This window comes from Bradyrhizobium australiense, assembly GCF_013114825.1.
Classification (GTDB): Bacteria; Pseudomonadota; Alphaproteobacteria; order Rhizobiales; family Xanthobacteraceae; genus Bradyrhizobium; species Bradyrhizobium australiense.
The window spans coordinates 54,482-70,294 of record NZ_JAAVLX010000014.1; the positions used below are offsets into that span (position 1 = coordinate 54,482).

At 63.4% G+C, this 15,813-nt stretch carries 10 protein-coding genes; 7 read left to right on the forward strand and 3 right to left on the reverse strand.

What is annotated here, in order from left to right:
* Nucleotides 1-211 precede the first annotated feature (211 nt).
* Entirely contained in the window at nucleotides 212-3,364 is a 3,153-nt protein-coding gene (locus HCN58_RS32115; protein WP_171583358.1) for an efflux RND transporter permease subunit, read from the reverse strand.
* A complete protein-coding gene (locus HCN58_RS32120; protein WP_311966927.1) occupies nucleotides 3,361-4,518 on the reverse strand; it encodes an efflux RND transporter periplasmic adaptor subunit in 1,158 nt (385 codons plus the stop codon). The genes HCN58_RS32115 and HCN58_RS32120 overlap by 4 nt, the downstream gene beginning before the upstream one ends.
* 730 nt (nucleotides 4,519-5,248) lie before the next feature.
* On the opposite strand from HCN58_RS32120, the gene HCN58_RS32125 reads away from it, so the two are divergent.
* From HCN58_RS32125 to HCN58_RS32155, 7 genes are all read left to right on the forward strand, one after another.
* A complete protein-coding gene (locus HCN58_RS32125) occupies nucleotides 5,249-6,403 on the forward strand; it encodes an iron-containing alcohol dehydrogenase (protein ID WP_171583360.1) in 1,155 nt (384 codons plus the stop codon).
* Nucleotides 6,404-6,419: 16 nt separating this feature from the next.
* On the forward strand, nucleotides 6,420-7,970 hold the full coding sequence (locus tag HCN58_RS32130) for an AMP-binding protein (protein WP_171583361.1): 1,551 nt from the start codon (nucleotides 6,420-6,422) through the stop codon (nucleotides 7,968-7,970).
* A gap of 288 nt (nucleotides 7,971-8,258) precedes the next feature.
* Nucleotides 8,259-9,854: an ABC transporter substrate-binding protein gene (locus tag HCN58_RS32135; protein ID WP_171583362.1), complete on the forward strand. Its 1,596-nt coding sequence runs from the start codon at nucleotides 8,259-8,261 to the stop codon at nucleotides 9,852-9,854.
* Between the two features lie 42 nt (nucleotides 9,855-9,896).
* The gene (locus HCN58_RS37265) at nucleotides 9,897-10,844 is read left to right on the forward strand and encodes an ABC transporter permease (RefSeq protein ID WP_171583363.1); all 948 of its coding nucleotides are present in this window, start codon (nucleotides 9,897-9,899) and stop codon (nucleotides 10,842-10,844) included.
* 4 nt (nucleotides 10,845-10,848) lie between these two features.
* A complete protein-coding gene (locus HCN58_RS32145; RefSeq protein ID WP_171583364.1) occupies nucleotides 10,849-11,742 on the forward strand; it encodes an ABC transporter permease in 894 nt (297 codons plus the stop codon).
* A complete protein-coding gene (locus tag HCN58_RS32150) occupies nucleotides 11,742-12,755 on the forward strand; it encodes an ABC transporter ATP-binding protein (RefSeq protein ID WP_171583365.1) in 1,014 nt (337 codons plus the stop codon). Before HCN58_RS32145 ends, HCN58_RS32150 begins: the two co-directional genes overlap by 1 nt.
* Nucleotides 12,752-13,744 carry an ABC transporter ATP-binding protein gene (locus HCN58_RS32155; protein ID WP_171583366.1) on the forward strand — a complete coding sequence of 331 codons (993 nt, stop codon included), beginning with the start codon at nucleotides 12,752-12,754 and terminating at the stop codon, nucleotides 13,742-13,744. The genes HCN58_RS32150 and HCN58_RS32155 overlap by 4 nt, the downstream gene beginning before the upstream one ends.
* 96 nt (nucleotides 13,745-13,840) lie before the next feature.
* Here HCN58_RS32155 and HCN58_RS32160 read toward each other — a convergent pair whose 3' ends face one another.
* Nucleotides 13,841-15,802, reverse strand: coding sequence for an acetyl/propionyl/methylcrotonyl-CoA carboxylase subunit alpha (locus HCN58_RS32160; protein WP_171583367.1), 1,962 nt, complete (start codon nucleotides 15,800-15,802; stop codon nucleotides 13,841-13,843).
* Nucleotides 15,803-15,813 lie beyond the last annotated feature (11 nt).

A 15,813-nucleotide genomic window follows, 5' to 3' on the forward strand; every position in this document is an offset into this window, starting at 1 on the left:
ATGGGGAACCCTTGAAGGCGAGGCGCGCGCCAACGCTTCACCCGTCATTCCCCAGTGCGCAGTTGCGCACCTGTGGGCGCGCGAAGCGCGAGCTTTGATGTGCAATTGCACATCAGAGAAACCACTTCTCGACACGTGATGCGGCCCAATGGATCGGTTCGCGACTTCGTCGCGCCCCGGAATGACGGCAGGGCCAATTGTCCGATCCCGCTCACGCCGCGACCGGCTTCTTGCCTTTCCCATCGGCGAGATTCCGCACGATGACATAGAAGATCGGCGTGAAGACCAGGCCGAACAGCGTCACCCCCAGCATGCCGAAGAACACGGCGACGCCCACCGCCTGCCGCATCTCAGAGCCCGAGCCCGAGGAGATCACCAGCGGCAGCACGCCGAGGATGAAGGCGAACGACGTCATCAGGATCGGCCGCAACCGCAGCCGGCAGGCTTCGATCACCGCCTCCAGGCGCGACCGGCCTTCCAGCTCGATGTCGCGCGCGAACTCGACGATCAGAATGGCGTTCTTGGCCGCCAGCCCCACCAGCACCACGAAACCGATCTGGGTGAGAATGTTGACGTCCTGCCCCATGATGCGTACGCCGATGGTGGCCGCGAGCAGGCACATCGGCACGATCAGGATGACAGCGAATGGCAGGCTCCATGAGCCATATTGCGCGGCCAGCACCAGGAACACGAACAGCACGCAGATCGGAAACACGTAGAGGCCGGTGTTGCCGCCGGTGACCTGCTGATAGGACAGATCGGTCCATTCGAACGAGAAGCCGCTCGGCAGCGTGTCCTCGGCCACCTTCTTCATGGTGTTGATCGCGGTTGCCGAGCTGGTGCCCGGGAGCGTATCGCCCTGCAGTTCGGACGCGGGATAGAGATTGTAGCGCGCGACACGGTCGGGGCCGGAGATATCGCTGAAACTCACGACGCTGCCGAGCATCACCATGTCGCCGGCAGCGTTGCGCGTGCGCAGGCGTGCGAGATCGGACGTTTCTTTTCGGAACGGCAGATCAGCCTGCGCGGTGACGTGGTAGGTGCGACCGAACAGGTTGAAATCGTTGACATAGGACGAGCCGAAATAGGTCTGGATCGTATCGGTGATGTTGGCAATCGGCACGCCGAGCTTCTGCGCCTTGACGCGGTCGATGTCGACGAACAATTGCGGCGTGTTGGCGGCAAACGGCGAGAACACTTGCGTCAGGCCGGGCGCCTTGCGCGCGGCGCCGACCAGTTCGTCGGTCGCGGCCGCCAGCATTTCCGAGCCGCGGCCCTGGCGGTCCTGGATGCGCATCGTGAAGCCGCCGCCGGTGCCGATGCCGGGCACCGCAGGCGGCGGGATGACAATGATGAATGCGCCCTGGATGCTCGCCAGCCGCATGCGCAGATTGTTGGCAATCGCGCCTGCGGAAAGCCCCTTCTTGTGACGCTCTTCCGGATCTTCGAACACAGGGAATAACGCGGCTGCGTTGCTCGCCTGCGTTCGCGTTGCACCCGAGAAACCGGCAAATGCCGCGACGCGGATGATGCCGGGCGTATCAAGCGCAATCCGCTCGATCTCGCGGACCACTTCGGTGGTCCGCGCCAGCGAGGCGGCGCCCGGCAATTGCACGGAGACAATGACGTAACCGCGGTCCTGCGCCGGGATGAAGCCTTGCGGCGTCGTCATCAACAGCCAACCGGCGCTGCCGATCAGCGCCGCATAGAGCACCAGCATCACCACCGCGTGCCGGATCACGAAATCGGCAGCGCGGGCATAGCCATGCGCCAGCCGCTCGAAGCCGCGATTGAACACGCCGGTAAAGGTGTCCCAGCCGCGGGCGATGAAATTCCATCTCGCCGGCGGCCTTTTGTCTTCATGCGGCTGCAGGATGAGCGAGGCCAGAGCCGGCGACAGCGTCAGCGAGCAGAAGCAGGAAATCGCGGTCGCGACCGCGATGGTGACGGCAAACTGCTGGAAGAATTGCCCCGAGATGCCGCCCAGAAACGCGGTGGGCACGAACACCGCGCACAGCACCAGCGCGATCGACACCAGCGCGCTGCCGACTTCCTCCATCGTGCGGAGCGCGGCGTCGCGCCGGCTCATACCGTGCTCGAGATGGCGCTCGACGTTCTCGACCACCACGATGGCGTCGTCGACCACGATGCCGACCGCGAGCACGAGACCAAACAGCGTCAGATTGTTGATCGAGAATCCGAGCGCCGCCATCACCGCAAAGGTGCCGACCAGCGAGACCGGGATCGCGATGATCGGAATGATGGCCGGACGCCAGCCCTGCAAAAACACCAGCACTACGATCACGACCAGCGCCATCGCCTCGTAGATCGTCTTGATCAGTTCGCTGACGGATTGCGCGATGAATTCGGTCGGGTTGTAGCCGATGTTGTAGTCGAGCCCTTTCGGGAAGCTCGCCTTCAGCCTTTCCATAGTGTTGGAAATGCTCTTGGCGGTCGCCAGCGCGTTGGAACCCGGCCGCTGCGTCACCAGCATGGCGACGGCGGATTTGCGCAGCAGAAAACTGTTGGTCGAATAGGCCAGCGCACCAAGTTCGATCCGCGCGACGTCGCGCAACTTGACGGTGCGCCCATCTGCGCCGGCCTTGACCACGATCTCCTCGAACTGTTTCGGGTCTTTGAGGCGGCCAGTGAAGGTGAGATTGGGTGAGAAGGCGCGGTCGGCGATCGGCGGCTCCGCGATCTGGCCGCCCGCGATCTGCACGTTTTGCGAGCGGATCGCCGCCACCACCTCGCCCGCGGTCAGGCCGAGCGTCGAGATCTTGTCGGGATCGAGCCACAGCCGCATCGAATAGTCGCGCGCGCCGAAGATCTGAATGTCGCCGACGCCGTCGAGCCGCAGCAACTGGTCGCGGACCTGCAGCAGTGCGTAGTTGGAGATGTAGAGCTGGTCGAACGTGTCGTCCGGCGACAGCATGAACACGACCATCAGGATGTCGGGGCTGTTCTTGCGGGTGACGACGCCGTTGCGCTGCACCTCTTCGGGCAGCCGCGGCTGTGCAATCGCGACGCGGTTCTGGACCAGCACCTGGGCCTTGTCGAGATCGGTGCCGAGCTTGAAAGTGACCGTGATGGTCAGTTGCCCGTTCGAGGTGGCCTGGCTGTAGAGGTACAGCATGTCCTCGACGCCGTTGATCTCCTGCTCTATCGGAGCAGCCACCGTATCGGAGACGGTTTGCGCGGAAGCGCCCGGATATTGTGTGGTGACCGTCACCGTCGGGGGCACCACTTGCGGATATTCCGAGACCGGCAGCGTGGTGTAGGCGATCGCGCCGACGATCAGGAGCACGATCGACAGCACCATCGCCAGGATGGGCTGGTTGATGGAAAGACGGCCGAGATTCATGTCTTGGCACCGGCAGGCTTGATCTCGCCCGTCTGCGGGCTGACTTTCGCGCCGACGCGCGCCCGCTGCAGGCCGTCGATGATCACGCGGTCATCGGGCTTTAGCCCCTCGCGGATCACGCGCAGGCCTTCATCGAGCGGGCCGAGGGTTACTGGCTTCGCCTCAACCGTATTGTCCTCCTTGACGATGAACACGATCTTGCGCGACTGATCAGTCGCAACAGCCGTATCCGGCAGCAGCAAGGCCTCGTACGGCGCGCTGCCGATGATGCGGACGCGGCCGAACTGCCCGGGAAGAATCGAGAGATCCTTGTTGGGGATCACCGCGCGACTGCGCAGCGTCCCGGTCGAGACATCCAGGCGGTTATCGAGAAAATCCATCTTGCCTTCATGCGAGGGCTTGGTTTCGCCCGTCAGCATCACCTGAACCGGATTTGGCGTGTCGCGCGAGCTTGGGCGCTTGCCTTCGAACCAGAGCCTACTATTCCGCTGATAGGTCGCCTCATCCACGTCGAAATAGATGTAGATCGGATCGAGCGATACGATCGAGGTGAGCAGCGTGGCGCCGCCTTCGCTGCCTTGTACAAGATTGCCGGGGGTGACGAGGTGGCGGCTCACACGACCCGTGATCGGCGCCATCACGTGCGTGAATTCGATGTTGAGCTTGGCGGCCTTGAGCGCGCCTTCGGCCTGCATCTCCGCGGCGCGGGCCGCCTGCAAGGTCTGGCGACGCTGATCTACCACGGAATCGGACACGGCCTGGGTCTGGTTCAGGGTCAAGGCGCGGTCGAGCTCGCGCCTGGCGAGTTCCGCTTTGGCGCGTGCGTCCGACAACTGGCCGTCGGCCTGCTCCGCGACCGCCTCGAACGGACGGGAATCGATCACATACAGCAGGTCGCCTGCGCGCACGATGGCTCCGTCACGGAATTCGACGCTGGTCACGAAACCGCCGACACGGGCGCGAACCTGGACTTCCTGGATGGCCTCGAAGCGGCCGGTGAATTCGTCCCAATCCGTGACGGTGCGTTTCGCCGGCTGCGCAACTGTGACAGATGGCGGCGCTGCGGCCGGCTGTTGCGGCGGCTTGTCGCCGCAGGCAGACAGCGCGAGCGCGAGCAGCGGCGGAAGCCATTTGAAGTGGCGAAATGAGTGAATGCCGACGCTGGCGGGTGCAGCCGGACGTTCCAATTGTTCAGTCGTGCTCAATCCCATCTCCCCTGCACTCTCAACATCCTGATCGATGGAAGCGGCTGCCGTGGAACTTTGTGGAGGCCTCAGATGTGATCGGTTCCCAGTCTCGTCAAGAAGGCGGCGGGATCAAGCACAATCGTTATGCATCCGCGTCGCCAACGCTCTGCGCCCTTGGATTCTACCTTTTCTGCATTGCGATGAAGCTGGGAACCTGCCGCCACGACCACTCAGCTATCGCCGCCGGATGACGAAAACGTGACATCCGTTGCCCTCTCCGTCAGGCCGGGACCTGCCTCGGGGCGCGAGCCCGGAATCCATTTCAGCTCCGAGCATGCGGCCTGCTTATTCCGGGCTCTCGCTTTGCGAGCGCCCGGAATGACGGCAATTGCGCTCAGCCGTCATTGCGCAAGCGACAACCGCATCCGCGGAAGCTCAACGCGCGAAGGCGGAAGCAATCCATTCTTTGTGCGGCGAGCTGGATTGCTTCGCTTCGCTCGCAACGTCTTGCGTACCCTGTCACCGCACGAACGGTCGTTCCCTCCCCTTGGGGGCCCCTTGGGGGAGGGAGCGACCGCCCGCGGGGCGGCACCGTCCGTGCACATAGCCGCCTTCGGGCATGACGTCGCTGATTTCCTCCGCTAACGTTGCGGCAAGGCCCGCCACAAGGGCCAGAAAATGGCCGGGGAGGACAAGCGTGCACAGAGGGCGTGTCGTATTCGGCGCTATGGACGAGGTCGTGTTCGGGAGGCCGGCAGCCGAGGCTGTTGTCGAGCAGTTGAACCGGCTCGGCGCGAGGCGCGTCTTCCTGATGGTCAGCGGCACGCTTAACCGCGAAACCGATGAAATCGAGAATATCCGCCGCGCGCTGGGTCCGCGATGCGTCGGCACGTTCGATGCTATGCCGCCGCACACGCCACGCGCCGCGGTCGTTGCCGCCACCGAACAGGCCCGCGCCGCGGATGCCGATCTCATCGTCACGATCGGCGGCGGTTCGATCACCGACGGTGCCAAGGCGGTGCAGCTCTGCCTCGCCAACGACATCCGTAAGCCCGATGAGATCGAGAGGATCAAGGCCGGCCGCGGCGCTTCGCCGCAGCTCAAAGCACCAACCGTGCGCCAGATCAGCGTGCCGACGACAATTGCCGGTGGCGAATTCTCTTCCACGTCCGGCGTCACCAACGAGAAGACGAAGGTCAAGGAAGCGCTGCGCCATCCACTGTTGATGCCGCGCGCCGTGATTCTCGACCCTTGGCTCAGCGCACACACGCCGGAATGGCTGTGGCTGTCAACCGGCATCCGCGCCGTCGATCATTGCGTCGAAGGCATCTGCGCGCGCGAGGCGCATCCATATGGCGATGCACAGGCGCTGAAGGGCCTGACGATGCTGGCGCAGGCTTTGCCGCGGGTGAAGGCCGCGGCCGGCGACCTCGATGCCCGGATGGATTGCCAGATCGGAACCTGGCTTTCGACCGGGCCTCTCGCGTCAGGCGTGCCGATGGGAGCCAGCCACGGCATCGGCTATGTGCTCGGCGCCGAATTCGGCGTGCCGCACGGCTACACGTCCTGCGTCATGCTGCCGTCGGTAATGCGCTGGAACAAGGCAACCAATGCCGAGCGTCAGGCGCTGGTCGCAGCCGCGATGGGGCACCCGAACGAGGATGCCGGCGACGTGCTCGATCGCTTCATTCGCAGCCTCGGCATGCCGCGCAGCCTCCGGGACGTCAAAGTGGGCCCTGAACATTTCGACCGCATCGCCCAGGCTGCGATGAAAACGCCGTGGGTGCCGCGCAATCCGCGCAAGATCGAAGGGCCCGCGCAGGTGCGCGAGATTCTGGATATGGCTGCGTAAGGAGAGCGAGCCCAACATGTACACCGGCACGCACGCTCGTCTTCGTCCGCTTCAGCCCGCCTTCATCATGGCGTCGTCAGGCGAGGCGGTGACCTATCGCGAGCTGGAGGCCCGGAGCAACCGGCTTGCGCATCTGTTCCGCAGGTACGGCTTGAAGCGGCTCGATCACTATTCGATCTTCATGGAGAACAACGGCCGCTACCTCGAGGCCTGCGGCGCCGGCGAACGGAGCGGGCTTTATTATACGTGCGTCAACTCCTACCTGACCGCGGGCGAGCTCGCCTACATCCTCACCAACAGCCAATCGCGCGTTCTCATCACCTCAAAGGCGAAACTCGACGTCGCCCGCGATGCGATCAAGGAATGCGCGAACATCGAACTATGCATCATCGCCGACGGCGAAGGCGAAAGCGATCGTATCGTCGGGCTGCAACAGGCGACGGCAGGCCTGCCGAAAACCCCTATATCAGACGAATGCATCGGCACCGCCATGCTCTACTCGTCGGGCACCACCGGCCGGCCTAAAGGTATTTTGCGGCCGCTGCCCGAGCAACCGCCGGTGCAGAACCTGCCGATCTTCGATTTCCTGCACAAGCTCTGGCAATACCGCGAAGGCATGATCTACTTATCGCCGGCCCCGCTCTACCATTCGGCGCCGCAAGCGGCGGTCAATTTGACGATCCGCGCCGGCGGCACCGTCATCATCATGGAAGGTTTTGATCCGGAAAAATATCTGGAGCTGGTTCAAAGATGGGGAGTCACCCATACCCAGCTTGTGCCGACGATGTTCTCGCGCATGCTGAAGCTGCCGGAGGATGTGCGCAAGCGCTACGACCTCTCGTCCCTGGAGATCGCGATCCACGCCGCCGCGCCCTGCCCGGCTGCCGTGAAGGACGACATGATCAAATGGTGGGGACCGATCATCCACGAATATTACGGCGCGACCGAGGGGCTCGGCTTCACCGCCTGCAATAGCGAGGAATGGCTGGCCCATCGCGGCACCGTGGGCCGGGTGCTGCTTGGGGACCTTCATGTTCTCGACGAGAACATGAAGGTGTGCCCGGTCGGCACGCCGGGCACGGTGTGGTTCAAGACGGCGACCCCGTTCGAATATTTCAACGACCCGACCAAGACCCAGGAGGCGCGTTCGCCTGACGGCAGCATGAGCACGGTCGGCGACGTCGGCTATGTCGACGATGACGGGTTTCTCTACCTGACAGATCGCGCCACGTTCATGATTATCTCCGGTGGCGTGAACATCTACCCGCAGGAATGCGAAAACCTCCTGATCACCCACCCCAAGATCGCGGATGCGGCGGTGTTCGGCGTGCCGAATCCCGATCTCGGGGAGGAGGTGAAGGCCGTGGTGCAACCGATGCCGGGCGTTTCGCCGGGACAGGAACTGGCCGACGAACTGATCGCCTTCTGCAGCCAGTCGCTGTCGCGCCAGAAAGTGCCGCGCTCGATCGACTTCGAGGCCGAACTGCCGCGGCTGCCGACCGGCAAGCTCTACAAGCGGCTGCTGCGCGATCGCTATTGGGGCAACAAGGCCTCGCGGATCGTGTGAGCATGCCACGATGTGAGATGGTATCAAACCCGAACGTCGCGATGCCCTGGTGGTGCGGTGCATCATCGGGTGGACATGTTAGCGCGAGCCGCAATATAGCGGCTGCTCCGCAACGAACCTGGCGCGTTCGCAGCGAACAGCCGAATTGGCGCACATGTTCCCGCCGTGCGGATTTCGATTAGTCCGAATTGCCAATCCTCGCCTTGGCTTGGCCGGTTGCCCGAATGCTCCATCATGGTATCCTCGATACCAATCGGCCAGTTGAGACCGAAAAAAGTGGAGGGGACCATGCGGAGCGTTCGTGCGCTTGCCGCCGCGGCGTTGTTATTGCTGCCGGCTTACGATGTTGCGTCGGCGGGCGAGCCGAAACAGGGCGGCATCCTCCGCGTCTATCATCGCGACAGCCCCGGCAGCGCATCGATCCATGAAGGCGCGACCTATTCGATCAACGTTCCCTTCATGCCTGTTTTCAACAACCTCGTCATGTTCAAGCAGGACGTGGCGCAGAACAGCGTCGAGTCGATCGTCCCCGACCTCGCCGAAAGCTGGGCCTGGAGCAGCGACAACAAGAAGCTGACCTTCAAGCTGCGACAGGGCGTAAAATGGCATGACGGCAAGCCGTTCACCTCGGCCGACGTCAAATGCACCTTCGACATGCTGATGGGCAAGTCGCAGCAGAAGTTCCGGCAGAATCCGCGAAAGTCCTGGTATGACCAGGTCAACGAAGTGACCGTCAACGGCGATTTCGAAGCGTCGTTCGAATTGAAGCGGCCGCAGCCGGCCTTGCTGTCGCTGCTCGCCTCCGGCTACACGCCGGTCTATCCCTGCCACGTCTCTCCGGCCGAGATGCGCACCAAGCCGGTCGGCACCGGCCCGTTCAAGTTCGTCGAGTTCAAAGCCAACGAATCGATCAAGCTCACCAAAAATCCCGATTACTTCAAGAAGGGGCTGCCGCATCTCGACGGCATCGAGTTCACCATCATTCCCAACCGTTCGACGGCGATCCTCGGATTTGTCTCCGGGAAGTTCGACATGACCTTCCCGACGGAAGTGTCGATCCCGCTCTTGAAGGATGTCAAGGCGCAGGCGCCGAACGCGGTCTGCGTAGTCGAGCCGGTCAACGTCTCGACCAACATCATCGTCAACTCGTCTTCGCCGCCGTTTGACAATATCGACATTCGCCGCGCGCTCGCGCTGGCACTCGATCGCAAGGCGTTCATCTCGATCCTGTTTGAAGGGCAGGCGGATATTGGCGGCACCATGCTTCCTGCGCCGGGTGGGCTGTGGGCGATGCCGAAGGAGATGCTGGAATCGATCCCGGGCTACGGCCCTGATATCAACGCCAACCGGGAGGAGGCGCGCAAGCTAATGCAGAAAGCGGGCTACGGGCCGGACAAACATCTCTCCGTCAAGGTCTCGACGCGCAACATTCCGGTTTACCGCGATCCAGCGGTGATCCTGATCGACCAGATGAAGAACATCTATATCGACGGCGAACTCGACGTCGTCGATACCGCGCAGTGGTTCCCGAAGGTCGCGCGCAAAGACTACACGCTTGGCCTCAACCTCACCGGCAACGCCGTCGACGACCCCGACCAGTCGTTTTACGAGAATTATTCCTGCGGGTCGGAGCGCAACTACACTAACTACTGCAACAAGGAAATCGAAAAACTGTTTGACCAGCAATCAGCCGAGACCGACAAGGAGAAGCGGAAGAAACTGGTCTGGGAGATCGACAAGAAGCTGCAGGAGGACGTGGCGCGGCCGATCATCTTCCACGCCCGCCAGGGCTCCTGCTGGCATCCTTACGTCAAGGGCATCACCATAATGGTGAACAGCTCCTATAACGGCTATCGTTACGAAGACGTCTGGATGGATAAGTAACATCCAACCGAGAGAAGCCGATGGGTCAGGGAGAGTAGCCGGGTGTTTGCTTACATCGTGCGACGCCTCGCCTTGATGCTCGTGACCCTGATCGGGATCTCGATCATTATCTTCGTGTTGCTGCGCGTCGTGCCCGGCAACATCGTCGACATCCTGTTCGACGCCGCCGGCTTCGTCGATCCCACCGACAAGGCCAACCTCGAAAAGGAACTGGGTCTCAACCTGCCGATCTATCAGCAATATCTGAACTGGATCGGCGGACTGCTGCACGGCGATCTCGGCTATTCCTACGTCTCGGAAAAGCCGGCGCTGCAGGAGATCCTGCCGCGGATTCCGATCACCGCCCGGCTGGCGGCACTGGCGCTGTTGTTCTCCGCCTCGATCGGGATTCCCTTGGGCGTCCTCAGCGCAGTCCACCAAGGCTCGCGGCTGGATTATGCGCTGCGCGTCGTCAGCCTGAGCGGCCTGTCGCTGCCCTCGTTCTGGCTCGGGCTGCTGATCCTGATGGCGTCGGTCTCGCTGTTCGGCAGCATGCCCATCTACAACCCGAACCCGAAGACCTGGACGGAGGCGTTAGCGATCTATGCCGTCCCGGCAATGGCCGTCGGCTTTCGCAGCGCCGCGCTGACGATGCGCATCACGCGCTCCTCGATGCTGGAAATCCTGCGGCAGGATTACATCCGCACCGCGCGCGCCAAGGGCGCCTCCGAGGCTTCGGTCAATTATCGCCACGCACTGAAGAACGCCATTCTGCCGGTCATTACCGTGATCGGCATCGAGGCGGCCTTCCTGATTGGCGGGCTGATCGTCACCGAAACCGTGTTCAATATTCCCGGCGTCGCCCGCTTCCTGGTCGAGGCGCTGCGCTGGCGCGACTATCCGATTGTGCAGAATCTCGTGATGCTGATCGCCGTGGTCGTGGTGGTCGCAAACTTCACCGTCGACATGCTTTACGCCGCGATCGATCCGCGCATCCGGTATGGGGACTAGCCGTGTGACCACGATTAACTTCGAAAGCGAGTTGAGACGGGCCGGCGCCCATTCGACGCATGGCTGGCGCCGGCTGGTGTTCCTGGCACAACGCTATCTGCTCGGCACTGTCGGCCTCGTCATCATGGTGCTGTTCGTCTGGATGGCGATCTCGGCCGACCTGATCGCCCGCTACGACCCGCTCAGTGTGGATTCCGCGCAGCGGCTGGCGGCACCGAGCGCGGCGCACTGGATGGGCACCGATTCATTCGGCCGCGACGTCTGGAGCCGGATCATTCACGGCGCGCGCATCTCGCTCGCCGTCGGCATCGGCGCTACCGCATTGGGATCGACGATCGGCGTGATCGTCGGCCTCGTATCGGGCTATCTGTCGGGCTGGGTCGATCTGTTGTTCCAGCGCATCACCGACATCCTGCAGGCGCTTCCCTTGTTGGTGCTCGCGCTGGTGATGACGGCGGCGCTGGGGCCATCGCTGCCGAACGTGATCATTGCGATTGCAATTCCGCTAATCCCGACCGTCGCCCGTGTGATCCGCGCCAACACGCTGGCGCTGCGCGAATTGCCGTTCGTTGAAGCCGCCAAATCGATCGGCATGAGCGAGACCCGCATCGCGCTGCGCCACGTTCTGCCGAACACGCTCGCGCCCTTGATCGTGCTGGCGACCGCGCAGCTCGGTTCCACCATCCTCACCGAGGCTTCCCTGTCTTTTCTCGGGCTCGGTATTCCCGAGCCCTATCCCTCCTGGGGGCGCATGCTATCGGAATCGGCCGCCGAATATGTCCGCGTTGCGCCGTGGCTCGTGATCTTCCCGGGCGTAGCGATCAGTCTTGCGGTGTTCGGCACCAATCTGTTCGGCGACGCGCTCCGTGACATACTCGACCCGAGGCAGAGCGGCTGATGAGCGAGGCGCGTAAGGACGACACTATCCTCGAAGTGAAGAACCTGCAGACGGTGTTTTTCACCAACTCGGGGCTGTTCCGCGCGGTCGACAATGTGTCATTTTCCGTCCGCCGCGGCGAGACGCTGGCGATCGTCGGCGAATCCGGCTGCGGCAAGAGCGTGACCGCGCTGTCGGTGATGCGGCTGGTGCCGGATCCGCCGGGCCGCGTGGTCGGCGGCACGGTGACGCTGGAAGGAACCGACCTGCTCAGCCTCGAGGAGGCCGAGATGCGCCAGATCCGCGGCAATCGCATCTCGATGATTTTTCAGGAGCCGATGACCTCGCTCAATCCGGTGATGCGGATCGGCGACCAGATCACGGAGGTTCTCCGCCTGCACCAGGAGATGACCTCCAAGGAGGCCTGGACCAAGGCGGTCGAAATGCTCCGCCTCGTCCGCATTCCCGAGCCGGACCGCCGCGCGCAGGAATATCCGCACCAGCTCTCCGGCGGCATGCGGCAGCGCGCGATGATCGCGATGGCGCTGGCCTGCCGGCCGGCGCTGTTGATCGCAGACGAACCCACCACCGCGCTCGACGTGACGATCCAGGCGCAGATTCTGGCGCTGATCGTCGATCTGCAGAAGAGGCTCGGCACCGGCCTGATTCTGATCACCCACGATCTCGGCGTGGTGGCGCAGACGGCGCAGCGCGTCATCGTGATGTATGCCGGCAAGAAGGTCGAGGAAGCGACCGTCGAAGACCTGTTCGAGAATCCAAAACACCCCTATACGCGCGGACTGATGGCCTCGATGCCCGCGGTGATTTCCTTCGGCGCGAAAACCGATGCGCGGCTGAACGAAATTCCGGGCATGGTGCCATCGCTGACGAACCTGCCGCCGGGCTGTGCCTTTGCGCCGCGCTGCCGCCTCGCCATCGACCGCTGCCGCGCCGAATATCCGCCGCTGCAGGAGGTCGACGTCAATCATCTCGCGGCGTGCTGGCGCGCAACCGAATTGGTAGGCGCGCCATGACCGATCAACGCCCTCTTCTGGAGGTCACTGACCTCGTCAAACATTACGCCGTGCGCGGCGGCGTCCTGCGCCGGCGCGTTGGCACGGTGCATGCGGTCGACGGCGTCAGCTTCTCGGTCGCCAGAGGCGAGACGCTCGGGCTGGTCGGCGAATCCGGCTGCGGGAAATCGACGGTCGCGCGCAGCGTGCTGCGGCTGGTGGAGCCGTCCAGCGGCGCCATCAAGCTGAACGGCACCGATATCACCGGGCTGAGCAAGGCCGAGATGCGCCCGCATCGTCGCTCGATGCAGATCGTGTTCCAGGACCCGTTCGCTTCGCTCAATCCGCGCATGACCGCGGGCGATATCGTCGGCGAGCCACTCAGCGTGCATGGGCTGGCGACCGGGCGTGCGCAGCAGGAACGCGTCGCCGAACTGTTCGCGCAGGTAGGCCTCAGGCCCGACCAGATGAAGAACTATCCGCATCAATTTTCCGGCGGACAGCGGCAGCGCATCTGCATTGCCCGCGCGCTGTCGCTCGGGCCGAGCCTGATCGTGTGCGACGAGCCGGTCTCGGCGCTCGACGTCTCGATCCAGGCGCAGGTCATCAATTTGTTGATCGACCTGCAGCGCAAGAACGATTTTTCCTACCTGTTCATCGCGCACGATCTCGCCGTCGTCGCCCATATCAGCCACCGCGTCGCCGTGATGTATCTCGGCCGCATTGTCGAGATCGCAGACAAGACGGAATTGTTTGCGAACCCGCGTCATCCCTATACACAGGCACTGCTGGCCTCAGTCCCGGTCGCCGATCCCAAGGCAAAGCGGCTCGCGCCGATGGTCGACGGCGACGTCCCGAGCCCGATCAACCCGCCCTCCGGGTGCGCCTTTCACACCCGCTGCCGCTATGTCATGGACCGCTGCAAGGTGGAGCGGCCGGCGCTGGTGGAAGCGGGTGAAGGGCATCAAGTGGCGTGTTGGTTGAATGATGGGACGGGGCGGCCGGAATAGAATTCATAGGCTGGGCAAAGCGCAGCATGCCCACCATTTCACCCGCAGCAAGAATGGTGGGCGCGTCGCTATGCTCCTTTGCCCTACCCTGCGCAGTCACGCCGCCGCAATCTCCACGACGATCCTGCCGGTCGTCACCTGCTCGCCTTCGGCCACGTCGATCGACGAAACCGTGCCCGCAACGCCCGCTGTATGCACGTGCTCCATCTTCATCGCCTCCAGCGTCATCACGGGCTGGCCGGTGGCGACCTGCTCGCCCGGCTTGACCAGCACCGCCACCACGCGGCCGTTCATCGCCGCGCGGACCTTGCCGTCGCCACCGCTGGCAGCTGCAGAAGCCGGCGGTGCGAGCGTCAGATCGCGGGCAGCAACCGTGGTGCCACGATGCAGGATATAGAGCTGGTCGCCATCGCGCAGGAAACGCGCAGATTCCATTATGCCATCGGCGCGGAAGCGGATCACATCGCGGCCGAGGTCGTTGACCTCGAAACAATGTTCGTTGCCATCGAGGCTCGCGACATAGCTCCCTTCGCGGCTCCGAACGACATCAACCTCGAGCACGCCACTGCCGAGATCGATCCGCATCGTCAGCGGAAATGTCGCAGCCAGACTGCGCCCTCCGCGCCAGGGCGGAGCATGCGGATTGGTAACGTATAGCAGCAATGCCGCCAGCGCACCCTTCGTCTTGTCGTTCGCACATGACACCAACAATTCGTCGCGGTGATTACCGATGAAGGCCGTGGTCGCTTCGCCCTTCGCAAAGGCCGGATGGCGCAAACAGGAGATCAGAAATCCCTGATTGGTGGTGACACCGAATGCGGCCGTCTGCTCCAGGCCGCAGATCAACCGGCCCCGCGCCTCGTTGCGATCGGCGCCGTGGCCGATGATCTTGGCGATCATTGAATCATAGAACGGCGGAATCTCAGAGCCCGATTGCAACGCGTGCTCGACGCGAATGCCGTCGGGCATCTGCCACAACGCCATTCGTCCCGATTGCGGCATGAAGTCACGGCCCGCGTCCTCCGAGCACAGCCGCACCTCGATGGCGTGGCCGGAGAATCTGACGTCCTCCTGCCTGAGTCCAAGCGGTTCGCCCGCGGCGATGCGCAACTGCAGTTCGACCAGATCGAGCCCGGTGATCGCCTCTGTGACGGGATGCTCGACCTGCAGCCGCGTGTTCATTTCCATGAAATAGAATTCGCCGCTCTCATCGAGCAGGAATTCCAGTGTCCCGGCGCCCTCATAGCCGATCGATTTGACGGCAGTGACCGCCACGGCACCCATCCGCGTCCGCAATTCCGGCGTTACCTTCGGCGACGGCGCCTCCTCGATCACCTTCTGGTGCCGGCGCTGCACCGAGCAGTCGCGCTCGCCAAGATGAATGGCATTGCCGTAGCGATCGCCGAACACCTGGATCTCGATATGGCGGGGATCGACGATGGCACGCTCCAGGATCACCGTCGGATCGCCGAACGCGCCCAGCGCCTCCGACCTTGCGCTGCGCAGCGCATCGGGAAAGGCCGCGGAGTCCTCGACCAGCCGCATGCCGCGGCCGCCACCGCCAGCAACCGCCTTGATCATCACGGGGAAACCGATCTTCCTGGCCTCCGCCAGCATCACCGCGTCGCTCTGGTCCGCGCCCTGATAGCCGGGCACGACGGGCACGCCAGCCTCTCGCATGATGTCCTTGGCGCCAGCCTTGTTGCCCATCGCCCGGATCGCCTCGGGCGACGGGCCGATGAAGACCAGCCCGGCATCGCGGCAGGCTTGCGCGAAATCCTCGTTTTCCGCGAGGAAGCCATAGCCCGGATGCACCGCCCTGGCGCCAATGGCTTTGGCCGCAGCGATGATCGCGTCGATCCGCAGGTAGGATTGGGCCGGCAGAGCTTCGCCGATCCGCACCGCGGAATCGGCCTCGCGGACATGCAAGGCCTCGCGATCGGCATCGGAATAGACGGCGACCACGCCATAGCCGAGGCGGCGCGCGGTGCGCATGATCCGCAGCGCGATCTCGCCGCGGTTAGCGACGAGAATCTTGAAGAACGGCGTTCGCTTCATGCCTAGCCCGC